Source organism: Streptomyces sp. NPDC005202 (assembly GCF_040608235.1).
In the GTDB taxonomy this organism is placed as follows: Bacteria; Actinomycetota; Actinomycetes; order Streptomycetales; family Streptomycetaceae; genus Streptomyces.
Map to the genome: position 1 here is coordinate 1 of NZ_JBEXHW010000023.1, position 22,803 is coordinate 22,803.

A 22,803-nucleotide genomic window follows, 5' to 3' on the forward strand; every position below is an offset into this window, starting at 1 on the left:
CCGCACCCACCCCATACGACAACGTCAGCCTTCAAGACCACAACCAGGTCTTGAAGGCCGACGTCACGCCCGGCCCCGAATTAACCAACAGCGTCGGCACCGCCCCGGGGCCCTCAGCGCTGTCGCCTGCCCGGCCGCCTGTCACATTCCTCCGCCGCCCCGGGTCATACCGGCGAACGCACACCGGCGGGCGCCCTACCCGGTGTGGAATAGAAAGGAGTGTCGTACAGGCGGACCAACCGTAGTCAGCAGTGGAAGTCTGCGGTCAGTCGATGGCGACGCCAGGAATGAAGGCCACAAGCCCGGACAGGAAGCTACCGATCGCGGCCAGCGTGACGAGGGTCGCCTTGGCGTCCGAGAACAGGCCAGAGCAGAACTCGCGCACTTGACGCCGAAGGATCAGCATCTTGAGTTTCTGCCATCGGTGTTGGCGGATGTGGCAGCCCATGAGGAGGCCGGTTGCGTTGTTGCGGCAACCGTCGTTCCGTCCCCTGACTGGAGCTCCGCAGGTCACCGGAGCTTGAAAGAAGGACCAGAGGAGCACTGCAGCGGACAGGACGGCGATCACCACCGGTCCCGCTGCTCGATTGATCCATGCCGCGATGAGTAGAGCACCGGCCAAGACGCCCCACCACTGCCCCAGACCGCCAAGCCGACCGCTCCTAGCCCCCGAAGTCGCCATGCCTGTAATCGTGGCGAGCGCCCAGGCGAATCATGCCTTCAGCGAGCGGTATGGCCGAAAATGCGCAGCAGCAGGCTGACGTTCTGCCCAGACGGTGTGCAATCTTCCGGCGGTGCCGCCGGTCACGAATCAGGCCGTCGGCAACGGTTGGTCAGACACCGGCCCGGATCGCTACTGCTCCGTGACTTCAGGCGCCGGGGCGATGCCCGTCGGGCAGGACGCCCCCCAGTTCGTCTCGAATGGGTCACTTAGCTTGACCCCCGTCCCACCCAGGCCGCAGTACCCGTTCGGGTTTTTGCTGTCCGAAAGGTACTGCTGGTGGTAGGCCTCGGCCGGGTAGAAGGGGTGGCCGTCCGCCGGGAGGATCTCCGTGGTGATCGTGCCGTAGCCCGAGGCGGTGAGGACCTTCTGGTAGGAGGCGCGGGAGGCTTCGGCGGTCGTGGCCTGGGCGGGGGTGTGGGTGTAGATCGCGGAGCGGTACTGGGTGCCCACGTCGTTGCCCTGGCGGAAGCCCTGCGTGGGGTCGTGGGACTCCCAGAAGGTCCTCAGGAGGCGGTCGTAGGAGATCACCTTCGGGTCGTAGACCACGCGGACCACCTCCGCGTGGCCGGTCAGGCCCGAGCAGACCTCCTCGTACGTGGGGTTCTCGGTGTAGCCGCCCTGGTAGCCGACCAGGGTCGTCCACACGCCCGCCGGGAGCTGCCAGAACTTGCGCTCGGCGCCCCAGAAGCAGCCGAGGCCGAAGTCGGCGATCTCCAGGCCCTCGGGGTAGGGGCCGAGGAGCGGGTTGCCGAGGACCGTGTGGCGGTCGGGGACCGTGAAGGCCGGCTCCGGGCGGCCGCGCAGAGCCTGCTCGGGGGTCGGCAGCTGGGGCGTACGGCTGTGCAGGAACATGCGGTCTCCAATCGGGGGTCCGCACAATTCAACGTGCGGGCACGCGCGGGAATTCCGGTATGCCGCCGGGCTCAGTGCGGCAGGGTCGCCGGGTTGCCGCCGTTCGCCTCGTAGCCCGCCACCGCCAGGGCCCGGTAGACGGCGAACTCCGCGGCCGGGTCCTCGGACAGCGTCCACGGCAGGGCCCCCACGTGGCCGTCGACGTGTATCAGCTGGTTCATGGCCTCCGCCCAGCGCTCGGCGCGGACCAGAAAGAAGACCAGCAGGTGGCGGACGTGCGCCAGCATCGGGTCGTCGGGGCGTGCCGCGTGCACCGCGAAGAGCGCGCCGTGGATCGCCTTCGTCACGACCTCGCTCTGGTAGAAGCTGCTGACCAGGTTCACCTCGGGGAGGTGCTCGAAGACCGCGAACAGGGGCATGGCCGCCAGGAGCGAACCCTGGGGAGCGCGGGCCGCCGCGGCCTCCGCGAAGGAGTAGGCCAGCTCGCGGGAGCCGTGCCACTTCTCGCACCAGTAGTGCAGAGCCGCCAGGTGCGCACCCATGTGGTTCGGCGCGCGGTCGAGGATCTTCAGCCAGAGCTTTTCGAACTCCGGCTGTGAGTACGCCAGTCCGCGCGCCACCGACAGCTCGACGATGTACGGGATCGGGTCACCGGGGGCCAGCAGCGCCGCCTGGCCGCACGCGTCCCTGGCCTCCTCCATGATGATCCGGAACTCGTCCGTCCCCCGCGTCGACGTCCGCCACGCCTGCTGCACCAGGAACTCGGCGTGCACCGCCGCGCCGCCCGGGTCCTTGGGCGCCTCGGCCCGCCACACCCTGAGCCACTGTCCGCCGGGCGTCTCGCTGACCCCGCCGGGCCGCTGCTGCAGTTCCAGCGCCGCGGCACCGGCGAAGGCCTGCACGCGCTGCCAGCGCAGCTCGCTCTCCGTCTCGGTGCCCGCGAGGAGCTGGGACGCCGCGCGGTAGTCCTGCGTGCGCTGCACCAGGTCCAGGACGTCCAGCAGGTCCTGGTCGGGGCCGGGCATGCGGACGTCCAGCTCCTCCTGCCGGGCGAATCCGTAGTTCGCCGGGTCCGCGGCGTCCGGGTGTCCCGGCGGCACCTGCTCGATCATTCCGCGCCTGCGCCGCAGGAACGGAAGCAGCACGAAGCCCAGCATGACCAGCGCCATCAGGACCCAGAAAATCTCCATGGCTCAAGCGAACCAGACGGCGCCGACAATTGGCCAACCCGTGCGACGGACCTGTGGAAAACCGCCGGGTGCGGGACGGGCAACCGGCGGAAACGCGGTCGAGCAGCCGTGGGGGATCAGCGGATACGCGGTCGGGCAGCCGTGGGGGATCAGCGGCGCGCAACGGTCGACGGCACGGTCGGCCCGTCGGGGAAAGCCCTGCCGTTCCGCTGCCCGGGCCCCGCCACCCGTCACCAGCCCCGCGCGCGCACTACCCTCGGTGCTCATGAGCGACAGGCACATCAGTCAGCACTTCGAGACCCTCGCGATCCACGCGGGCAACACCGCCGATCCCTTCACCGGCGCGGTCGTCCCGCCGATCTACCAGGTCTCGACCTACAAGCAGGACGGCGTGGGCGGCCTGCGCGGCGGCTACGAGTACAGCCGCAGCGCCAACCCGACCAGGGCCGCCCTCGAGGAGAACCTCGCCGCCCTGGAGGGGGGCAGCCGGGGGCTCGCGTTCGCGTCCGGACTGGCGGCCGAGGACTGCCTGTTGCGTACGCTGCTCAGCCCCGGCGACCACGTGGTCATCCCGAACGACGCCTACGGCGGCACGTTCCGCCTCTTCGCCAAGGTCGTCTCGCGGTGGGGCGTGGAGTGGTCGGTCGCGGACACCGGCGATCCGGCCGCCGTACGGGCCGCCATCACCCCGAAGACCAAGGTCGTGTGGGTGGAGACCCCCTCCAACCCGCTGCTCGGCATCACCGACATCGCCGCCGTCGCTCAGATCGCCCGGGACGCGGGCGCCCGGCTCGTCGTCGACAACACCTTCGCCACGCCGTACCTGCAGCAGCCGCTGTCGCTCGGCGCGGACGTGGTCGTGCACTCGCTGACCAAGTACATGGGCGGCCACTCGGACGTCGTCGGCGGCGCGCTGATCGTCAACGACGCCGGGCTGGGCGACGAGCTGGCCTACCACCAGAACGCGATGGGCGCGGTCGCGGGGCCCTTCGACTCCTGGCTGGTGCTGCGCGGCACCAAGACGCTCGCGGTGCGCATGGACCGGCACAGCGAGAACGCCACCAGGGTCGCCGACATGCTGTCCCGGCACGCGCGCGTGACGCAGGTGCTGTACCCGGGCCTGCCCGAGCACCCCGGTCACGAGGTCGCCGCCAAGCAGATGAAGGCGTTCGGCGGCATGGTCTCCTTCCGGGTCGAGGGCGGCGAGGAGGCGGCCGTCGAGGTCTGCAACCGTGCCAAGGTGTTCACGCTCGGCGAGTCGCTCGGCGGCGTCGAGTCGCTGATCGAGCACCCCGGGCGCATGACGCACGCCTCCGCGGCCGGCTCCGCCCTGGAGGTCCCCGCCGACCTGGTTCGCCTGTCCGTGGGCATCGAGAACGTCGACGACCTGCTGGAAGACCTGAGGCAGGCCCTCGGCTAGCCATCAGGACAGGGCCGCGGTCGGCGGCGGGCAACCGGGTCCGGGATCGCGGTCCTGCCAAGGGGCCGCGGTCTACCAACCGGTCACGGGTGGAGTCGTCTGCGACGGCGGCTCCACCCAGGGACGGGCCGTCAGCGCCCACACGACGAAGGCCACGGTCGCGGCGCACAGCAGCAGCCACATCATGCGGCGGGCGACCGTCCGGCGGCGCAGCATGCGCCCGCCGCGCCGCACGACGTCCGCGTACAGCTCCGGCGGCACCTGTGGCGGCGCCTGCTCCAGGATCCGCCGCACGGCCGCCTCGCGTTCCGTCCGGTTCACACCCGCCTCCCCTTCACACCCGCCTCCCCCTCACTCGGCCGCCTCCGGTCCCTGCCGGACCACCGTCGCCGTCGCGCCCGTCCTGCCGTTCCCCGGAGGCGGCTTCCGGTTCCGCCGGGGTCACCCGTCCCCGGCGCCGGCAACCCGTCGCTCCTCGACGCGGACACCCGGCACCGTTCCGGCTCCCGGCCGCCACATCCGTGACCTGCCCCGCGCGTTCACGACGGAGCCACCTTCGGGCCGCGTACCGCCGGTGCGGGGCCGCGTGGGAGGTGGGTGAGGGTGGCGATCGCGCGGTCGCAGATGGCGCGGACGCGCTCCGTGGGCAGGCCGAGCAGGGCCGCCGCCTGTTCCTCGGCGACCCCCTCGTACAGCCTGAGGACGATGATCAGGCGTTCCTGGGCCGTGAGGGCGGCCAGGGTGCCGGCGGGCTGCGGGCGGGCGCGGCCGAGGCCGAGGCCGCCGTACTGGTGCCACGCCTCGCGGGCGAAGCGGGTGGCCAGATACTGGCGGGCGCGGTCGTACGGGTCCTCGCCGCGCAGCCGGTCCCAGCACGCGTACGTCTGGGCGAGGGCCAGCGTCAGTAGCCGCCGCGCGCGCGGGTTGTCGTCCGGGGCCTCCGCGGTGAGCAGTGTGGCGGCATGCAGCAGCCGTCCGGCCGCGCCCGCGACGAACGCCTCGAACTCCCGGGCCCGGTCGACGCCTTGGGACGCCTGCCGTTCTCGCACCGTGCCTCCCGCCAAGGGCGACCGTGACGAATCGGGACCCCGTCCGCGTACGGGATACGGAAACCGTGTACGACGAGGGCCCGGTCTCATATGAGGCCGGGGGTGGCCTTTCGGTCAAGAGTCGCGCAGGCGGCTCAGGACGGCGAGGGCGTTTCCGTCACCGGCATGCCCTGGGCCGCCTGGCGGGCGGAGAGCGCGATGTTGAAGCGCGTCAGGAGCGTGCAGAAGGCCTCGCGCTCCTCCGGTGCCCAGTCGTGGGTCAGCTCGGCCATCAGCTGACGCCTCGAGGAGCGCACCTCGTCCAGCCGCGACAGCCCGCGCGGGGACAGCTGCAGCACCACCGCCCGCCCGTCCTCGGGGTGCGAGGTGCGCTTGACGAGCCCGGAGTCGACGAGCGGGGCCACCTGCCGGGTGACCGTGGAGGAGTCGATGCCCATGCTCGCCGCGAGCGCCTTGACGCCCATCGGCCCCTCCTTGTCGAGGCGGTTGAGCAGCAGGTACGCGGCGCGGTCCATGGAGTTGCGCACCTGCCCGACCCCGCCGAGCCGGGTCTGTTCGGCACGGCGGGCGAACAGCGCCACCTCGTGCTGCAGCGTGTCGAGAAGACTGGTGTCACCGACGGTCGTCATGTCCATCGACATTTCAGGTGTTGTGGGCATGGCCGGGGGCTCACTTCATGAAGGGGGTGCTGGGTTGGGGGACAGGGTACGCGGCCGGGGGGCGGGTCGTACCGGCGCTGCGCAAACCGGTCTCGGAGGTTGGTCACACCGGCCTCGCGTGCCTGGGAACTGCGAGACTCGAGTCATGAACTACAGCACGGCTGACTCCTTGCGGCCCGTCACCCTAGACGATGTGCGCGGAGCCCAGAAGATGCTCTCGGGCGTCGCGCGGGTGACCGCGATGGAGGGCAGCAGGCACCTGTCCCAGATGGTGGGCGCGCCGGTGCACCTGAAGTGCGAGAACCTCCAGCGGACGGGGTCGTTCAAGCTGCGCGGCGCATACGTCCGGATCGCCGGACTGCTGCCCGAGGAGCGCGCCGTCGGCGTGGTGGCCGCGAGCGCCGGCAACCACGCGCAGGGCGTGGCGCTGGCGTCGTCGCTGCTCGGCGTGCACGCCACGGTGTTCATGCCGAAGGGGGCCCCGCTGCCGAAGATCAGCGCCACGGGGGACTACGGCGCCGAGGTGCGCCTGCACGGCCAGGTGGTCGACGAGACGCTGGCCGCCGCCCAGGAGTACGCGGCCGCGACCGGCGCGGTGTTCATCCACCCCTTCGACCACCCCGACATCATCGCGGGTCAGGGCACGGTCGGGCTGGAGATCCTGGAGCAGTGCCCGGAGGTGCGCACGATCGTCGTCGGCATCGGCGGCGGAGGGCTGGCGGCCGGCATCGCGGTCGCGGTGAAGGCGCTGCGGCCGGACGTGCGGATCGTCGGCGTGCAGGCGGAGGGCTCGGCGGCGTATCCGCCCTCGCTGGCGGCCGGACGTCCCGTGGCGATCGAGAATCCGGTGACGATGGCCGACGGCATCAAGATCGGGCGGCCGGGCGACGTGCCGTTCGGGATCATCTGCGACCTGGTGGACGAGGTCCGCACGGTCAGCGAGGACGAGCTGTCCGCCGCGCTGCTGCTGTGCCTGGAGCGGGCCAAGCTGGTCGTCGAGCCGGCCGGCGCGAGCCCGGTCGCGGCGCTGCTGAGCGAGCCGGGCGGCTTCGAGGGGCCGGTCGTGGCGGTGCTGTCCGGCGGCAACGTCGATCCGGTGCTGTTGCAGCGCATCCTGCGGCACGGCATGGCTGCGCAGGGCCGCTACCTGGCCGTTCGGCTGCGCCTGACCGACCGGCCGGGCGCCCTCGCGACGCTGCTGGGGGTGTTGTCAGTGGTCGACGCTAACGTCCTCGATGTGAGCCACGTACGGACCGACCCACGGCTCGGGCTCACGGAGGCGGAGGTGGAGCTGCACCTGGAGACGAAGGGACCGGCGCACTGCGCCGAGGTTGGCCAGGCCCTGCGCGACGCCGGCTACACGGTCATCGACTGAGGCCGCGGCAGCGGCGGAGCCGCAGGTCACGGACCCCTTCGTCACCGGGTCGGTCAATTCCGTTGAGAGACGCGATACATCGCGTTATGGTGTGTCTCGCACCATCCCTCAGGCGAAGCAACACGTACAAACCAGGCACAAACCAAGTTTTTTCCGAAATCCCCGACGACGTGGAGATTCACATGCCAGGCGCCATCTATGCCGAAGGCCTGGTGAAGACCTTCGGTGACGTAAGGGCTCTGGACGGCGTCGACCTCGATGTCCCCGAGGGCACGGTGCTGGGACTGCTCGGGCCGAACGGCGCGGGCAAGACCACCACCGTCCGCTGTCTGACGACCCTGCTGCGCCCCGACAGCGGCAAGGCCGTTGTCGCGGGCCTCGACGTGCTCAAGCAGCCCAACGAGGTGCGGCGATCGATCGGCCTGTCCGGCCAGTTCGCCGCGGTCGACGAGTACCTGACCGGCCGCGAGAACCTCCAGATGGTCGGGCAGCTCTACCAGATGAAGGCCAGGGCCGCGAAGACCCGTGCCGAGGAGCTGCTGGAGCAGTTCAACCTCGCGGACGCCGCCGACCGGCCCGCGAAGACCTACTCCGGCGGCATGCGCCGCCGGCTCGACCTGGCGGCGGCGCTGGTCGTCTCCCCGCCGGTGATGTTCATGGACGAGCCGACGACCGGCCTCGACCCGCGCAACCGCCAGCAGTTGTGGGAGGTCATCAAGCAGCTGGTCTCGGGTGGTACGACCCTGCTGCTGACCACCCAGTACCTGGAAGAGGCCGACCACCTGGCGCACGACATAGCGGTGGTCGACCACGGCCGTGTCATCGCCCGCGGCACCTCCGACCAGCTCAAGGCCCGCACCGGCGGCGAGCGCGTCGAGGTCGTCGTGCACGAGCGAGAGCACATCCCCGCCGCCTCCGAGGTGCTGCGCGGCTTCGGCAAGGGCGACACCACCGTCGAGGAGCACACCCGCAAGCTCACCGTGCCCGTCACCGGCGGCGCGAAGCTGCTGGCCGAGGTCATCCGCGAGCTGGACACCCGTGGCATCGAGATCGACGACATCGGACTGCGCCGCCCGACCCTCGACGACGTGTTCCTGTCCCTGACGGGCCACGTGGCCGAGGTGAAGGACGAGGAGAACGGCGCCACCGGCGCGGACGCCAAGGACCGCAGGCGCAAGAAGGAGCCCGTCAAGTGAGTGCTGTCACCGACACCGCCCGGGTCGTGGCGCCCGGCAACCCCGTCAGTCAGTCCGTCCGCGACTCGCTGGTCGTCGCCAAGCGCAACCTGATTCGCATGTCACGGATTCCCGAGGTGGTCATCTTCGGGCTGATCCAGCCGATCATGTTCGTGGTGCTGTTCAGCTACGTGTTCGGCGGCTCCATGAACATCGGCGGCAGCACGAGCCCGTCCGTGTACCGCGAGTTCCTGATGGCCGGCATCTTCGCGCAGACCGTCACCTTCGCCACCGCGGGCGCCGGCGCGGGCATCGCCGAGGACATGCACAAGGGGCTCATCGACCGCTTCCGCTCGCTGCCCATGGCGCGCGGCGCCGTACTGACCGGCCGGACGCTCGCCGACCTGGTACAGACGGCGCTCACCCTGGTCGTGCTGGCCGTGGTCGCCCTGCTGGTCGGATGGCGCACCCACACCAACATCGGCGAGGTGCTGGGCGCCTTCGGGCTGCTCCTCCTGAGCGGGTACGCGTTCACCTGGATCGGCGCCCTGATCGGCCTGTCCGTGCGCACACCCGAGGCGGCCACCTCCGGCGGACTGGTCTGGCTCTTCCCGGTCACGTTCATCTCGAACGCATTCGTCGACTCCAGCCGGATGACGCCCTGGCTTCGGCACATCGCCGAGTGGAACCCCTTCAGCGCCACGGTCCAGGCCTGCCGCAAGCTCTTCGGCAACCCCGGGGTCTCGCCCTCGGACGCCTGGCCCATGCAGCACCCCGTCTGGGCCACGCTGATCTACTCGGCCCTGATCATCCTCATATTCCGGACCCTGGCGGTACGGAAGTACCGCTCGGCCACGGCGTGAGCAACGGGCGGCGCGGCCGACCCGGGCCTCGCCGCGGCTGACGGGGGCATGGCGAAGCCCCCGGCGCGCACAAGGGCGCCGGGGGCTTGCCGAAGGGCGTCTGCGCGGGGCTCAGCCCGAGTACGGCTCGGCCTTGAGGATCTTCACCGAGGCCTTCTTGCCGTTCGGGAGCTCGTACTCCGCGTCCTCGCCGACCTTGTGACCGATCACGCCGGCGCCCAGGGGCGACTGCGGCGAGTAGGTCTCGATGTCGGCGCTCGCGTACTCGCGCGAGGCCAGCAGGAAGGTCAGCGTGTCGTCCTCGTCACCGTCGAAGGCGATCGTGACGACCATGCCGGGCGCGACGGCGCCGTCCGCAGCCGGCGGCTCCCCGACCTTGGCGTTCTCAAGGAGCTGGGTCAGCTGGCGCACGCGGAGCTCCTGCTTGCCCTGCTCCTCCTTGGCCGCGTGGTACCCGCCGTTCTCGCGCAGGTCGCCCTCCTCGCGCGCGGCCGCGATCTTTGCGGCGATCTCCGTGCGCGCAGGACCAGTAAGGTACTCAAGCTCATCCTTGAGCTTGTTGTACGCCTCCTGGGTCAGCCAGGTGACGTTCTCGCTGGTCTGGGTCACAGGTGCTCCTCGTCGGTACTGGGAATACAAAGCATCGCCCTACCCAGAAGAATGTTCCCTCATGGATGGGCGAAACCACGAGCCTAACAATTCAGAAGCTCAAAGGGGAGGACATAAGCCATCAGAATGACGTCAACGCAGGTCACCGCGTACGTATTCCGGTCGATGCCGGAGCGTCAGTCGGCGTGGCAGCCGAGCAGCTCGGCCGTCGTGCCCCGGGACGTCGTACGCAGCGTGACGACCTTGTCGATCCGCGTCGCGTGTTGGTCGAAACGGAAGTCCGCGCGGCCCACCTCGTCGCCGTTCGCCGCCTGCGAGCGCAGGGTGCAGTAGCCGCGGGCGCCGGCGTCCTTGCGGACCTCCAGATGGACCTTCACCGCCTCGTCGGAGGTCTGGAACGTGATCACCTGGGCGCTGATCTTGTTCTGGCCGACATAGTGGTACGCGAAGTAGCCGATCACGGCGAGCAGGGCCGCGACGAGGACGGCACCCACGATCTTGAGCTTGCGGTCGGCACGCTCGTCCGAGGAGCGGCCGTAGCGGCCCTCCGGAAGCCGGGTGCTCGCCGTACTCATGATCGTCCTCTCGGCAGGGGCGGGACAAGGGTCCCGCAAGGGGCTCCCGGAGCCGTACCCCGGAATTATTCGCCCCCCGGTTCGGTCACTATAGAAGCCCCCGCCCGCCGCCCGACCGCCACCCCTGAACGACGTCCCTGCGGGACGGCACCTGTTGAATGCCCGCCGAAGCCGGGCGCCGACTTGACTGAGGATTGAGCCTTGACTGACCAACTGCGACTGATGGCCGTGCACGCGCACCCCGACGACGAGTCCAGCAAGGGCGCGGCCACCATGGCGAAGTACGTGTCCGAGGGGGTGGACGTGCTGGTGGTGACCTGCACGGGCGGAGAGCGCGGCTCCATCCTCAACCCCAAGCTGCAGGGCGACAAGTACGTCGAGGAGCACATCCACGAGGTACGCAAGAAGGAGATGGACGAGGCCCGCGAGATCCTCGGCGTCAAGCAGGAGTGGCTCGGCTTCGTCGACTCCGGCCTGCCGGAGGGCGACCCGCTGCCGCCGCTGCCGGAGGGGTGCTTCGCCCTGGAGGACGTCGACAAGGCGGCCGGTGAGCTGGTGAAGAAGATCCGCTCCTTCCGCCCGCAGGTGATCACCACCTACGACGAGAACGGCGGCTACCCGCACCCCGACCACATCATGACCCACAAGATCTCGATGGTGGCGTTCGAGAGCGCGGCGGACACCGAGAAGTACCCGGAGGACGAGTTCGGCCCGGCGTACCAGCCGCTGAAGCTGTACTACAACCAGGGCTTCAACCGCCCCCGCACCGAGGCGCTGCACAAGGCCATGCTGGACCGCGGCCTGGAGTCCCCCTACGGGGAGTGGCTCGAACGCTGGGACAAGTCGGGCCACAAGGACCGCACCCTCACCACGCACATCCCCTGCGCCGACTTCTTCGAGATCCGCGACAAGGCGCTGATCGCGCACGCCACGCAGATCGACCCCGACGGCGGCTGGTTCCGCGTGCCGATGGAGCTCCAGAAGGAGGTCTGGCCGACGGAGGAGTACGAGCTCGCCAAGTCCCTCGTGGACACCTCGCTCCCCGAGGACGACCTCTTTGCGGGCATCCGGCAGCCCTGAGGGACAATGCCTGACATGAGCGCAAGCGCGAGCCTGGCAATGACGCACCTCGTCTCCCTCGCGGAGGTCGACGAGAACAAGGTCACCCCTGGCGTCCTCGGCTTCATCGTCTTCGCGGCGATGGGCCTGGCGGTGTGGGCCCTGATGAAGTCGATGAACCGCCACATGGGCAAGGTCGACTTCAAGGAGGCACCGGATCCCAAGGCGGAGTCCGGGGCCCCCTCGGGCGACCCCAAGACCCACCAGGGCTGACGACCGGGCGGGCAGGGGCCGCCCTCACTGCTTCGCCGGCACCACCACCCCCATCACCTCGCGGGCGTGCCGGTCCGGCACCATGCCCAGGCGCCAGGCCTGCCAGCCCGCCTCCAGGCTCACGCCGCGCTCCAGGAGGAGCTGGTAGGCCTCCACGTAGTCGTCCAGCTTCTCGTCGCGCAGCGGGTGGCTGCCGCGGGCGAGCTGGGACAGGTCCTCCTGGGCCACCGCCGTGCCGACGTCCACGCCACCCGGGGCCGCGTAGGGCAGCAGGGTGCAGCGCAGGAAGCGGGCCCAGTCCTCGCCCCGGCGGTCGCCGTACGAGGTGAACAGGCCCACCGCCTCGTCGCACAGCGCCAGCGCCTGCCCCGTCCGGGCGTTGCCCGCGTCGACCACCGCGAGCTCCAGGCAGGTCCAGGCCTCGCCGTGGGCGACGCCGATGCGCTGGAAGTCGGCGCGGGCGTCCACCAGGAGCTGGCGGGCGAAGCCGGAGTTGCGCAGGGAGCCCGTCTGGGCCGCCCGCTGGTCGCGGGTCACCCGGGCCGAGTGGTGCCGGGCGCAGGCCAGGCCGTAGACGTCCCGCATCCGGGAGAACATCGTGCGGGAGCGCTCCAGCTCGCGGACCGCCTGATCCAGGTTGCCCGTCTCCTCCAGCGCCTGGCCCAGGTAGTACAGCGTCCAGGCCTCGCCGCGCGCGTCCTCGTTGTCGCGGTGCCGGGCAGCCGCCTGGCGCAGCCCGTCCACCGCCTCCGACGCATCCCCGGCCACCAGGCGGCCCCGGGCCAGCTGCGTCAGGGCCCAGGCCTCGCCGCGGGCGTCGTGGGTGCGGCCGTACCGGTCGAGGGCCTGCCGCAGTTCCTGCTCGGCGCGCGGCACGTCGCCCAAGCGCAGGGCCAGCTGGCCCAGCTGGAAGTGGGCCCAGGCCTCGCCGTGCAGCGAGCCGCCCTCCCGGTGCAGGACCAGGGAACGGGTCAGCAGGTCCAGGGCCTCCGCCAGGTGGGCCCGGTCCCGTTCGACCGCCGCCAGCGCGTGCATCGTCCAGGCGCGGTCGGTCGCCAGCCCGGGGGCCGCCTGGAGGTCGAGGGCCTCCCGGAGCTTGGCCGCCGCCTCGGTGAGGTTGCCCTGGTGGTGCAGGGTGATGCCGAGGGAGCACAGGGCGCGGGCCGCGCCCGCGTCGTGGTGGGCCTGCATGTACAGGTCCACGACGGAGGTCAGGGTGGAGCGTGCCTTGTCCAGCTCGCCCAGCTGACGGGCCGCGATGCCGGTGCGCCACTGCACCGAGCGGACCAGCAGGCCCTGGTCGACGGCCTGCGTCAGTTCGCTGATCTCGCCCAGGCGGTACAGGTCGCCGCGCAGCAGGCAGTAGTCGCACAGGGCGCCGAGCAGGTTGAGCACGGCCGCCTGGTTCACGTCCTCCGCGTGCCTGAGGGCCGCCGTGATGAAGCTCGACTCGTCGTCCAGCCAGCGCAGCGCCTCGTCGAGGGACGTGAAGCCGTGCGGGCTGAAGCGGTCCGAGCGGGTCGACATGTTGCCGTCGACCAGACGCAGCACCGAGTCGGCCAACTCGGCGTAGTTCACGATCAGCCGCTCCTGCGCCGCCGTCCGCTCGGCGGGGTCCTCCTCGTCGAGGAGGCGGGCGTGGGCGAAGGCGCGCACCAGGTCGTGCAAGCGGTAGCGGTTGCCCCGCACGTGGTCGATCAGGCCCGCCTGGGCGAGGGCCACCAGATTGCGGGTCGCCTCCGGCTCGTCCGTGGCCAGCAGCGCGGCCGCCGCGGCCGCACCGAGCGAGGCACGGCCGGCGAGGGCCAGCCGCCTCAGCAGCCGCCGGGCCGGCTCCGGCTGGTCGGTGTAGCGCAGCCACAGCACCCGCTCGACCGGCTCCACCGGGCCGTACGCGCCGAGGTCCGCGGCCAGTTGGCGGGGCGAGCGCGGGCCGAGGGAGGAGCCCGCGATGCGCAGCGCCAGCGGCAGCCCGCCGCACAACTCCCTGATCCGGTCGGCGGATTCGGCGTCGTAGGGACCTGAGCTGTCCTGCGCGACCGCGCCCAGCAGCTCCTCCGCGCCCGGCGCGTCCAGGGCCTCGACCGGCAGCTGGTACACCCAGGCGGCGAGGTCGGCCGGCAGGTCGAGAGGCTTGCGGGCGGTGACCAGGACGAGGCTGTCGGAGCGCTCGGGGACGAGGGCGCGGATCTGGTCGGGGTCGGAGGCGTCGTCGAGCACGATCGTGACCGGAAGGCCCGTCAGGTGCTGGTGGTACAGCTCGCTCAGCCGCTTGACCTGCTGGTCGGGGGAGGAGCGCTCGCGGAACAGCAGCTGTTCGCGGGGTGCGCCGAGCCGGTTCAGCAGGTGCAGCAGGGCGTCACGGGTGGGCAGCGGCGGCTCTTCCGGGCTGTCGCCGCGCAGGTCGACCACGACCGCGCCGCGGAACTGGTCCTTCAGGTCGTGCGCCGCGCGCACCGCGAGAGTGCTACGACCGGAGCCGGGCGCTCCGTGCAGCACGACCACCGTCGGCCGGGTCTGGGTGCTCGCGCGGGCCGCCTGCACCCACTGCCGGATCCGCGCCATCTCCTGCCGCCGCCCCGCGAACGCGCCCACCGGCTCGGGGAGTTGGCCGAACGACTGCTCCAGCACGCTGCGTCTGCGGGCCGCCGCGCTCTTGTCCGTGCCGCGCAGCCGGGGCGCCGTCTTCTTCGGGGTGGTGGAGGCGCTCAGCACGCGCTGCTGGTCGAGGAACGGGCGGATGCCGCGCACCTCCAGGGCGGTGAGCCACTGCAGGCGCAGCTGCTCCGGCCCGCCGGGCTGGCCGGCGGCGCCGGCACGGTGGTGGGCCGCGGGCAGGTGAGCGGCGGTCACCTTCACGACCGTGGCCGCCGCGCCGACGACGCCGGCGGTGACGCCCGCGCCGACCGCGGTGCCCGTGTCGGTGCCCAGCGCCACGTCCGCCACGGCGGCGGCGAGCGCGGCAACGGCCGCCACCAGCAGCGAAGTTGCGGCGCCCTCCTTCGCGTACCGCTGCGCGAACGTGAGCCGGCCGGCCTCCGCCTCGTCCAGAGCCCGTGTGTAGGCCTCGTACTCCTCGGCCGCCGACTCCGCCATGGCGTCCAGCGCGCCGCGGGCCTGGGACAGCAGGACACCGCCGTCCACCCGGCCGCCGGAGCGGCGCACCTCCTCCTCCACGGCCCGCGTCAGCAGCCGTTCGGCCTCCGCCCGATGACTGTCCCGCATGTCCCGTCCCCCTCCGGCGGCAACTCCTTTGCCTACGAGTGTCCTTCGGGTCGGACGCGAGCGCGAGAGGGCCGGATCACTCCGACGGGCGGTTCGAGGCGGCCGGGTGACGACTCCTCACTCCCGAATGCCGTGTCCCCGGCCCTTGGACAACGCCAGGAACACGCACGCGCAGGCCAGCCCCGCTTCCGCCACCGCACAGGCCAGAGCCTGGGCGAAGGCGGTACCCGCCTGGGTGGTGGTGATGTCGAACCAGGCGTCGAGTATGGCCACCGATGCGGTCGCGGACGCCGTCAGCCGGGCGCGGGAGTCGCCGCGCAGGCCCAGCAGGGCGGTCGCCGCGCAGCCGGTGGCCATGAGGACGTCGAGGCCGATCCAGGCCAGCGACCAGTTGTGCACCCGTGTGCTGGCCGGAAGCGTCGGCGCCAGCACCACCATCCACGGCACGAGCAGCACCGCCGCCGAGCCGAGCAGTATCAGCGTCCACCTCTTCACCCGTCGGGCCCCCTTCCGCTCCATGTCACAGGCCCACAGTAGAACCGCAGAGGGAATTCTGCAAAGAAAATTCTGCAGAAGTCTCTCTGTGGCCGGGATACCGTGTTCCCATGGCCGCCCCCGACCCGACCGAGCTCACCAGCCTCGAGCGCACCGCCCTCTACAAGTCCCTCGGCAACCCCCTGCGCCGCCGGATCCTCGAGTACCTCGGCCGGTACGGCGAGGCGAACTCCACCGTGCTGGCCCGCGAGCTCGGCGAGAGCTCCGGCACGACCAGCTACCACCTGCGCAAACTCGCCGAGCAGCGGCTCATCGAGGAGATCCCGGAGAAGTCCGGCGGCCGTGAGCGGTGGTGGCGGGCGCTGCCCTTCCGGCACACGGCACCCGACCCGGCGACGATGGCCCCGGAGGAGTACGCGGCCGCCGAGCACCTGGCCCTGCTGAAGATCGACGTGGATACCGAGCTGTTCCGCCGCGTCCACAAGGAGTACCGGGGGCCGGAGGGCTGGGCCCAGGTCATGCGGGCCGGAGCGTGGATGACCAAGGACGAGCTGCTGGACTTCGTCCGCGAGTACCAGGCACTCCTCGACCGCTACGGCCACCATCGCGAGGACGCCCCCGAAGGCGCGCGCCCGGTGAATCTCCGCTTCTACGCGGTACCCGACGCACCCGTACCCGACGCACCCGTACCCGACGCACCCCCGCCGGACGCCTCCCCGTCCTGCCCCCCCGTGGGAGAGTGGAACAGTGAACCGACTGGCCCATGAGACGTCCCCGTACCTGCTCCAGCACGCCGACAACCCGGTCGACTGGTGGCCCTGGTCGGCCGAGGCCTTCGAGGAAGCCCGCAAGAGCGACAGGCCCGTGCTGCTGAGCGTCGGCTACTCGAGTTGCCACTGGTGTCATGTCCTCGCAAGGGAAAGCTTCGAGGACGAAGCCACCGCCGCCTACATGAACGACCACTTCGTCAACATCAAGGTCGACCGCGAGGAGCGCCCCGACGTAGACGCCGTCTACATGGAGGCCGTGCAGGCGGCCACCGGGCAGGGCGGCTGGCCCATGACCGTGTTCCTCACCCCGGACGCCGAGCCCTTCTACTTCGGTACGTACTTCCCGCCCGCGCCCCGTCACGGCATGCCCTCCTTCCGCCAGGTCCTGGAAGGCGTCCACCAGGCCTGGGCCACCCGGCGGGATGAGGTCACCGAGGTCGCCGGGAAGATCGTGCGGGATCTCGCCGGGCGCGAGGTGAGCTTTGGCGGCACGCAGGTGCCCGGCGAGGAGGATCTCGCCCAGGCCCTCCTCGGCCTGACCCGCGAGTACGACCCGCAGCGCGGCGGATTCGGCGGGGCGCCCAAGTTCCCGCCGTCCATGGTGATCGAGTTCCTGCTGCGCCACCACGCCCGCACGGGCTCCGAGGGCGCGCTGCAGATGGCGCAGGACACCTGCGAGCGGATGGCGCGCGGCGGCATCTACGACCAGCTCGGCGGCGGCTTCGCCCGCTACTCCGTCGACCGCGACTGGGTCGTGCCGCACTTCGAGAAGATGCTGTACGACAACGCGCTGCTGTGCCGCGTCTACGCCCACCTCTGGCGGTCCACCGGTTCCGAGCTCGCCCGCCGCGTCGCCCTGGAGACCGCCGACTTCATGGTGCGCGAACTGCGCACGGACGAGGGCGGGTTCGCCTCCGCGCTGGATGCCGACAGTGAAGAGGAGGTGCCGCGCGAAGCGCGTCTTCAGAAGGGTGGTGGCGGGAGACGGGAGGGCGGCAACGGCAGGCACGTCGAGGGCGCGTACTACGTCTGGACCCCTGCGCAGCTCCGCGAGGTCCTCGGGGACGAAGACGCCGAACTCGCCGCCCAGTACTTCGGGGTGACCGAGGAGGGCACCTTCGAGCAGGGCTCTTCCGTCCTGCAACTCCCGCAGCGGGAGGGCGTGTTCGACGCGCGGAAGATCGACGCGATCAAGGCCCGCCTCCTCCGGGCCCGCAGCGCACGCCCCGCCCCCGGCCGCGACGACAAGGTCGTCGCCGCCTGGAACGGCCTCGCCATCGCGGCCCTCGCCGAGACCGGCGCCTATTTTGACCGTCCGGACCTGGTCGAGGCCGCGGTGGGCGCCGCCGATCTCCTCGTACGGCTGCATCTGGACGAGCACGCCCGCCTCGCCCGCACCAGCAAGGACGGGCAGGTCGGCGCCAACGCGGGCGTGCTGGAGGACTACGCCGATGTCGCCGAGGGATTCCTCGCGCTCGCGTCCGTGACGGGGGAGGGTGTCTGGCTCGACTTCGCCGGGCTCCTCCTCGACCAGGTTCTCGCCCGGTTCACCGACCCGGAGTCGGGTTCCCTGTACGACACCGACGCCGACGCCGAGAAGCTGATCCGCCGGCCCCAGGACCCCACCGACAGCGCCACCCCCTCGGGCTGGACCGCGGCCGCCGGCGCGCTGCTGAGCTATGCGGCGCACACGGGCTCCGAGTCCCACCGCACCGCCGCCGAGCGGGCGTTGGGCGTTGTCAGGGCGCTCGGCCCACGTGTCCCGCGGTTCATCGGCTGGGGGCTGGCTGTCGCCGAGGCCCTGCTCGACGGGCCGCGCGAGGTCGCGGTTGTCGGGCCGTCGCTCGACGTCGAGGCCGCAAAGGCCCTGCACCGTACGGCACTTCTGAGTCCCGCTCCCGGTGCGGTCGTCGCGTACGGCACTCCGGGGAGTGACGAGTTCCCGCTCCTCGCCGACCGTCCGCTCGTGGACGGTGAGCCAACCGCGTATGTCTGCCGTAACTTCACCTGTGACGCCCCGACGACCGACCCGGAGCGGCTGCGCGCGGCGCTGAGCGGCTGAGACGCGAAGCGGGCGGGTTCGTTCACGTTGTCGAAAATGAGCAGGTGTTCGGAAACGTCCCGATGGACCACCCCCGTTCCGAAACACGCTATTTATCGGAAGGGCGCTCATACTTCACAGTTCCCCCCTAGTCTCTCCACAGTGACGCGACGGGTGTGACTCGCCGTCGCGACAGGGGGATTCGGGATCTGGGGGGATCTGTTTGCTGACGTCTGTCTTCGTTGCTGCCGTCTCGCTGGCCCTGTTCGGGATGGCGGCCTTCACCTTGTGGTGGCAGATGCACGCGTGGCGTACGCCCGAGGTGCTGGCCTCCACCCGGTTCAGCAGACCGGACGGCGACGAGCACGTGTCGTTCTCGCTGCTGCTGCCCGCGCGGCACGAGCAGGCCGTGCTCGACCACACCATCCAGCGGCTGCTCACGTCCACGCACACCGACTTCGAGATCATCGTCATCGTCGGGCACGACGACCCGGAGACCACCGCGGTGGCCCGGAAGGCGGCCGAGCGCGACGAGCGCGTCCGTGTGGTCGTCGACACCCACGAGAAGAAGAACAAGCCGAAGGCCATGAACACGGCGCTGCCGCACTGCCGCGGCGACGTCGTCGGGGTCTTCGACGCCGAGGACCAGGTCCACCCGGAACTGCTCGCGCATGTCGACCACGCCTTCCGCACCACCGGCGCGGACGTCGTCCAGGGCGGGGTGCAGCTGATCAACTTCCACTCCAGCTGGTACAGCCTGCGCAACTGCCTGGAGTACTTCTTCTGGTTCCGCTCCCGGCTGCACCTGCACGCGCAGAAGGGGTTCATTCCGCTCGGCGGCAACACGGTCTTCGTACGGACCGACGTGCTCAGGGGAGCCGATGGCTGGGACCCCAACTGTCTGGCCGAGGACTGCGACCTGGGCGTGCGGCTGTCCAGCGTCGGCAAGAAGGTCGTCGTCGCCTACGACTCCGACATGGTCACCCGTGAGGAGACCCCGGGCTCGCTGATGTCGCTGCTGAAGCAGCGCACCCGCTGGAACCAGGGCTTCCTGCAGGTCTACCGGAAGAAGGACTGGAAGCAGCTGCCCGGATTCGGGCAGCGGTTGCTGGCCCGCTACACCCTGATGACGCCGTTCCTGCAGGCCTTCTCCGGCGTGATCATCCCGCTCAACGCGGCGATCGCGCTCTTCCTCGACGTGCCCGTCGGGATCGCCTTCCTCACCTTCCTGCCGCTGCTCACGGCGGCCGTCACCTTCGTCTTCGAGGTCGTCGGCCTGCACGATTTCGGCCAGCAGTACGGGCTATGCGTCCGCCTCGTCCACTACGTGAAGCTCATCGTGGGCGGCCCCTTCTACCAGGTCCTCCTCGCCGGGGCCGCGATCCGCGCCGTCTGGCGTGAGCAACGCGGCCGCAGCGACTGGGAGCTGACCGCGCATGTCGGCGCGCACCTGGCCGACACCGCAGTGATCCGAGAGGACGTTTCTGCGTGACCTCCACTCTTCCCGCGGCGACCAGCACCGAGGTCCCCGCGCTGCGCCGGCCTGTGCCGGAGACAGGTTCGACCGGTCGAACAACACCGCCGAGCCGCCTGCGCTCCTCCCGTCCCGACCTCCTGCTGTGCGGCGCGCTCCTCGTGGCGATCCTCGTCGTACAGGGCTGGAACATCGCCGACTACCCGACCCTCAGCGACGACGAGGGCACCTACCTCGCCCAGGCCTGGGCCGTGCAGCAGGGCAAGGGCCTGGCCCACTACACGTACTGGTACGACCACCCGCCGCTCGGCTGGCTCCAGATAGCCCTGCTGACCTGGATCCCGTCCGCGATCAGCCCCGGCGCGATGACCGTCGGCACCATGCGCCTGGCGATGCTGCTGATCGGCGCCATCAGCGCGGTCCTCGTCCACGTCCTGGCCCGCCGGCTCGCGCTGCCCCGCTGGGCGGCCGGGCTCGCCATGACGCTGTTCGGGCTCTCGCCCCTCTCCGTCGTGCTCCAGCGGGAGATCTTCCTCGACAACATCGCGGTGATGTGGACGTTGCTCGCCTTCTGCCTGGCCGCCTCACCGAGCCGTCACCTCTGGCACCACTTCGGCGCGGGGCTCGCGGCCGCGGCGGCCGTCCTCACCAAGGAGACGATGCTCGTCGTCGTGCCCGCCCTCTTCGTGACCATGTGGCGGCACAGCCACCGAGACACCCGCAAGTTCGCGCTGACCGGCGCCGTCACGGCCTGCGCGCTGATCGGCTTCTCCTACCCCCTGTTCGCCCTGCTGAAGGGCGAGCTGTTCCCGGGCAGCGGGCACGTGTCGCTGTGGGACGGGCTCACGTACCAGATGACCAGGCCGGGTTCGGGCTTCGTCCTCGACGAGGGCTCCGGTTCGTGGGGGGTTCTGCACTCGTGGCTGTACTACGACCGCGTCCTGCCCCTCGGCGGCCTCGCCGGCGCGCTCCTGCTCCTGCTCACCTGGCGCTGGTCGGTCACTGCCCGGGCGCTGGCCGGACCCGCGCTCACGGTGGCGGTCCTGGCCGCCGTCGCGATGCGGCCGAACGGCTACCTGCCCGCCATGTACGTCATCGGCGCGCTGCCCTTCCTCGCCCTCGTGCTCGCCGGGGGAGCCGCTTTTGTCGCCCGCCTCGTGCTGCGCAGGTGGCGCGCGGAAGGCGAGAGGCGGTACGTCACCGGGGGCAGGTACGCCCTCGCGGCCGTCCTCGCCCTCGCCGCCGGTTCCTACGTCGTCCCCCGCTGGTACGACGGCGACCGCACCGCCGTGACCGCCGACGCCAACGCGCCCTACCGGGCGGCGTCGAAGTGGCTCAGCAGCGAGGTGAAGGATCCCGAGGACACCCGCGTCCTCGTCGACGACGCCCTCTGGCTGGACCTGGCGCACGCCGGGTACCGGCCCGGGCTCGGCGTCATCTGGTTCTACAAGGCCGACCTCGACCCGGCGGTGACGAAGACGATGCCGCGCGGCTGGAAGGACCTGGACTACGTCGTCGCCTCTCCGACCGTACGCCGTGACGCCCGGGACCTGCCCACCGTACGGGCCGCGATCCGGCACTCCACCCCGGTCGCCATCTTCGGCACCGGCCCGGACCGCATCGAGATCCGGCAGATCGCCGGCCAGGCCGCGGGAGGCACCCGATGAGCTACGAGTCCACCGTCCCCGGCGAACTGGGCGATCCGTCCGTCCGCGCCGCCGAGGTCCCCGAGCCAGGGGCCGTCACCATCGTCGTACCGACGTTCAACGAGTCCGCCAACATCCGGGAGCTGCTGCACCGGATCACCGACTCGGTGCCGTCCCGGCTGCCGTGCGAGGTCGTCTTCGTGGACGACTCCACCGACGACACCCCGCAAGTGATCGCCGAGGCCGCGCAGGACTGCCCGTACCCGGTGACCCTGCTGCACCGCGAGGAGCCGGCCGGCGGGCTCGGCGGTGCGGTCGTCGAGGGCATGAAGGCGGCCTCGTCCGACTGGATCGTCGTCATGGACGGCGACCTCCAGCACCCGCCGTCCCTGGTGCCGGAGCTGGTCGGCACCGGCGAGCGGACGAACGCCGGTCTGGTCGTCGCCTCCCGCTCCATCAAGGGCGGCAGCCAAGCCGGGCTCGCCGACAGCTACCGGGTGGCCGTCTCGCGCGGGGCGACCTGGCTGACCAAGTCGCTGTTCCCGCACAGGCTGCGCGGCATCAGCGACCCGATGAGCGGCTTCTTCGCCATCCGGCGCAGCGTGGTCACCGCGGAGGCGCTGAAGCCGCTCGGCTACAAGATCCTCCTGGAACTGGCCGTGCGCTGCCGGCCCCGCGAGGTCACCGAGGTGCCCTTCGTCTTCCAGGACCGGTTCGCGGGGGAGTCCAAGTCGACCGCGCAGGAGGGCTTTCGCTTCCTGCGCCATCTGGTCGGCCTGCGCACTGCCTCGCCGGTCGCGCGCATGGTGGTCTTCGGGCTGATCGGCGCGAGCGGCTTCGTGCCGAACCTGGTCGGCCTGTGGGCGCTGACCGTCCTCGGTCTGCACTACGTCCCCGCGGAGATCCTCGCCAACCAGCTCGGCGTCGCCTGGAACTTCCTGCTCATCGAGCAGCTGCTGTTCCGGGACCGGCGCCGGCACCGGCGCTGGTGGGACCGCCTGGGCCGGTTCGCGCTGCTGGCCAACGCCGACCTGGTGCTGCGCATCCCGCTGATCGCGCTGTTCGTCGACCGGTTCGGGATGGGCGCGTTGCCCGCCACCGCGCTTGCGCTGGTGATGACCTTCGTCCTGCGCTTCGCCGGGACCGAAGCGCTGGTCTATCTGCCGCGCCGGGGCCGCAAGGCCGAAGGGGCGCGCCGGGGTCGAGAGGCCGTGGGGGTACCCCCGGCTCGAAGAGTTCGGGGGAGCGCGGAGGCCCGAAGGGCTGAGCACGGTCGGGCTCTCGACACCGGCTGGAGCGCCCCGGAGGCCAACAAATGAACACTGCCTC

21 protein-coding genes are annotated in these 22,803 nt (G+C 71.0%); 11 read left to right on the forward strand and 10 right to left on the reverse strand.

Going from position 1 to position 22,803, the window contains the following annotated elements:
• Positions 1-265 precede the first annotated feature (265 nt).
• The 3 genes from ABZV31_RS26715 to ABZV31_RS26725 form a co-directional block, all read right to left on the reverse strand.
• On the reverse strand, positions 266-571 hold the full coding sequence (locus ABZV31_RS26715; RefSeq protein ID WP_355898601.1) for a hypothetical protein: 306 nt from the start codon (positions 569-571) through the stop codon (positions 266-268).
• Positions 572-853: 282 nt separating this feature from the next.
• Positions 854-1,576 (reverse strand): peptide-methionine (S)-S-oxide reductase MsrA, encoded by a 723-nt coding sequence (gene msrA / locus ABZV31_RS26720; protein ID WP_355898604.1) that lies wholly within the window; start codon positions 1,574-1,576, stop codon positions 854-856.
• 71 nt (positions 1,577-1,647) lie between these two features.
• Positions 1,648-2,766 (reverse strand): hypothetical protein, encoded by a 1,119-nt coding sequence (locus ABZV31_RS26725; protein ID WP_355898606.1) that lies wholly within the window; start codon positions 2,764-2,766, stop codon positions 1,648-1,650.
• Between the two features lie 265 nt (positions 2,767-3,031).
• Between ABZV31_RS26725 and ABZV31_RS26730 the strand changes: the two genes are divergently transcribed.
• On the forward strand, positions 3,032-4,186 hold the full coding sequence (locus ABZV31_RS26730) for a cystathionine gamma-synthase (RefSeq protein WP_355898609.1): 1,155 nt from the start codon (positions 3,032-3,034) through the stop codon (positions 4,184-4,186).
• Between the two features lie 72 nt (positions 4,187-4,258).
• Here the strand turns inward: ABZV31_RS26730 and ABZV31_RS26735 are convergent, their stop codons facing one another.
• From ABZV31_RS26735 to ABZV31_RS26745, 3 genes are all read right to left on the reverse strand, one after another.
• Positions 4,259-4,507, reverse strand: coding sequence for a hypothetical protein (locus tag ABZV31_RS26735; RefSeq protein ID WP_355898612.1), 249 nt, complete (start codon positions 4,505-4,507; stop codon positions 4,259-4,261).
• Positions 4,508-4,725: 218 nt separating this feature from the next.
• On the reverse strand, positions 4,726-5,235 hold the full coding sequence (locus ABZV31_RS26740; protein WP_355898614.1) for a sigma factor-like helix-turn-helix DNA-binding protein: 510 nt from the start codon (positions 5,233-5,235) through the stop codon (positions 4,726-4,728).
• 134 nt (positions 5,236-5,369) lie between these two features.
• Positions 5,370-5,876, reverse strand: coding sequence for a MarR family transcriptional regulator (locus tag ABZV31_RS26745; protein ID WP_355898852.1), 507 nt, complete (start codon positions 5,874-5,876; stop codon positions 5,370-5,372).
• 163 nt (positions 5,877-6,039) lie between these two features.
• Between ABZV31_RS26745 and ilvA the strand changes: the two genes are divergently transcribed.
• The 3 genes from ilvA to ABZV31_RS26760 all read left to right on the forward strand — a co-directional run bounded on the left by ilvA (position 6,040) and on the right by ABZV31_RS26760 (position 9,307).
• Complete coding sequence (gene ilvA / locus ABZV31_RS26750; protein ID WP_355898616.1) at positions 6,040-7,269, forward strand: threonine ammonia-lyase; 1,230 nt, start codon at positions 6,040-6,042, stop codon at positions 7,267-7,269.
• A 182-nt stretch (positions 7,270-7,451) separates the two neighbouring features.
• On the forward strand, positions 7,452-8,465 hold the full coding sequence (locus ABZV31_RS26755) for an ATP-binding cassette domain-containing protein (RefSeq protein ID WP_355898618.1): 1,014 nt from the start codon (positions 7,452-7,454) through the stop codon (positions 8,463-8,465).
• The gene (locus ABZV31_RS26760; protein WP_355898620.1) at positions 8,462-9,307 is read left to right on the forward strand and encodes an ABC transporter permease; all 846 of its coding nucleotides are present in this window, start codon (positions 8,462-8,464) and stop codon (positions 9,305-9,307) included. The genes ABZV31_RS26755 and ABZV31_RS26760 overlap by 4 nt, the downstream gene beginning before the upstream one ends.
• A 111-nt stretch (positions 9,308-9,418) precedes the next feature.
• Here the strand turns inward: ABZV31_RS26760 and greA are convergent, their stop codons facing one another.
• Together greA and ABZV31_RS26770 are read right to left on the reverse strand one after the other, a co-directional pair.
• Positions 9,419-9,916 carry a transcription elongation factor GreA gene (greA, locus tag ABZV31_RS26765; RefSeq protein ID WP_355898623.1) on the reverse strand — a complete coding sequence of 166 codons (498 nt, stop codon included), beginning with the start codon at positions 9,914-9,916 and terminating at the stop codon, positions 9,419-9,421.
• A 176-nt stretch (positions 9,917-10,092) separates the two neighbouring features.
• Positions 10,093-10,491 carry a DUF4307 domain-containing protein gene (locus ABZV31_RS26770; protein WP_355898626.1) on the reverse strand — a complete coding sequence of 133 codons (399 nt, stop codon included), beginning with the start codon at positions 10,489-10,491 and terminating at the stop codon, positions 10,093-10,095.
• Between the two features lie 222 nt (positions 10,492-10,713).
• On the opposite strand from ABZV31_RS26770, the gene mca reads away from it, so the two are divergent.
• Entirely contained in the window at positions 10,714-11,571 is an 858-nt protein-coding gene (mca, locus tag ABZV31_RS26775) for a mycothiol conjugate amidase Mca (protein ID WP_355898855.1), read from the forward strand.
• A 6-nt stretch (positions 11,572-11,577) separates the two neighbouring features.
• Positions 11,578-11,823 (forward strand): hypothetical protein, encoded by a 246-nt coding sequence (locus ABZV31_RS26780; RefSeq protein ID WP_355898629.1) that lies wholly within the window; start codon positions 11,578-11,580, stop codon positions 11,821-11,823.
• 24 nt (positions 11,824-11,847) lie between these two features.
• On the opposite strand, the gene ABZV31_RS26785 is transcribed toward ABZV31_RS26780, so the two are convergent.
• Positions 11,848-15,048 (reverse strand): tetratricopeptide repeat protein, encoded by a 3,201-nt coding sequence (locus tag ABZV31_RS26785; protein WP_355898631.1) that lies wholly within the window; start codon positions 15,046-15,048, stop codon positions 11,848-11,850.
• 117 nt (positions 15,049-15,165) lie between these two features.
• Positions 15,166-15,543, reverse strand: coding sequence for a hypothetical protein (locus ABZV31_RS26790; protein WP_355898634.1), 378 nt, complete (start codon positions 15,541-15,543; stop codon positions 15,166-15,168).
• A 110-nt stretch (positions 15,544-15,653) separates the two neighbouring features.
• Between ABZV31_RS26790 and ABZV31_RS26795 the strand changes: the two genes are divergently transcribed.
• The 5 genes from ABZV31_RS26795 to ABZV31_RS26815 all read left to right on the forward strand — a co-directional run bounded on the left by ABZV31_RS26795 (position 15,654) and on the right by ABZV31_RS26815 (position 22,793).
• A complete protein-coding gene (locus ABZV31_RS26795) occupies positions 15,654-16,310 on the forward strand; it encodes a helix-turn-helix domain-containing protein (protein WP_355898637.1) in 657 nt (218 codons plus the stop codon).
• Positions 16,291-18,375: a thioredoxin domain-containing protein gene (locus ABZV31_RS26800; protein ID WP_355898639.1), complete on the forward strand. Its 2,085-nt coding sequence runs from the start codon at positions 16,291-16,293 to the stop codon at positions 18,373-18,375. Before ABZV31_RS26795 ends, ABZV31_RS26800 begins: the two co-directional genes overlap by 20 nt.
• Before the next feature lie 202 nt (positions 18,376-18,577).
• Positions 18,578-19,846, forward strand: a complete 1,269-nt coding sequence (locus ABZV31_RS26805) for a glycosyltransferase (protein ID WP_355898642.1) — start codon at positions 18,578-18,580, stop codon at positions 19,844-19,846.
• Positions 19,843-21,495 carry a phospholipid carrier-dependent glycosyltransferase gene (locus ABZV31_RS26810; RefSeq protein ID WP_355898645.1) on the forward strand — a complete coding sequence of 551 codons (1,653 nt, stop codon included), beginning with the start codon at positions 19,843-19,845 and terminating at the stop codon, positions 21,493-21,495. The genes ABZV31_RS26805 and ABZV31_RS26810 overlap by 4 nt, the downstream gene beginning before the upstream one ends.
• Complete coding sequence (locus ABZV31_RS26815; protein WP_355898648.1) at positions 21,492-22,793, forward strand: glycosyltransferase family 2 protein; 1,302 nt, start codon at positions 21,492-21,494, stop codon at positions 22,791-22,793. The genes ABZV31_RS26810 and ABZV31_RS26815 overlap by 4 nt, the downstream gene beginning before the upstream one ends.
• The last annotated feature ends 10 nt before the right edge of the window (positions 22,794-22,803 follow it).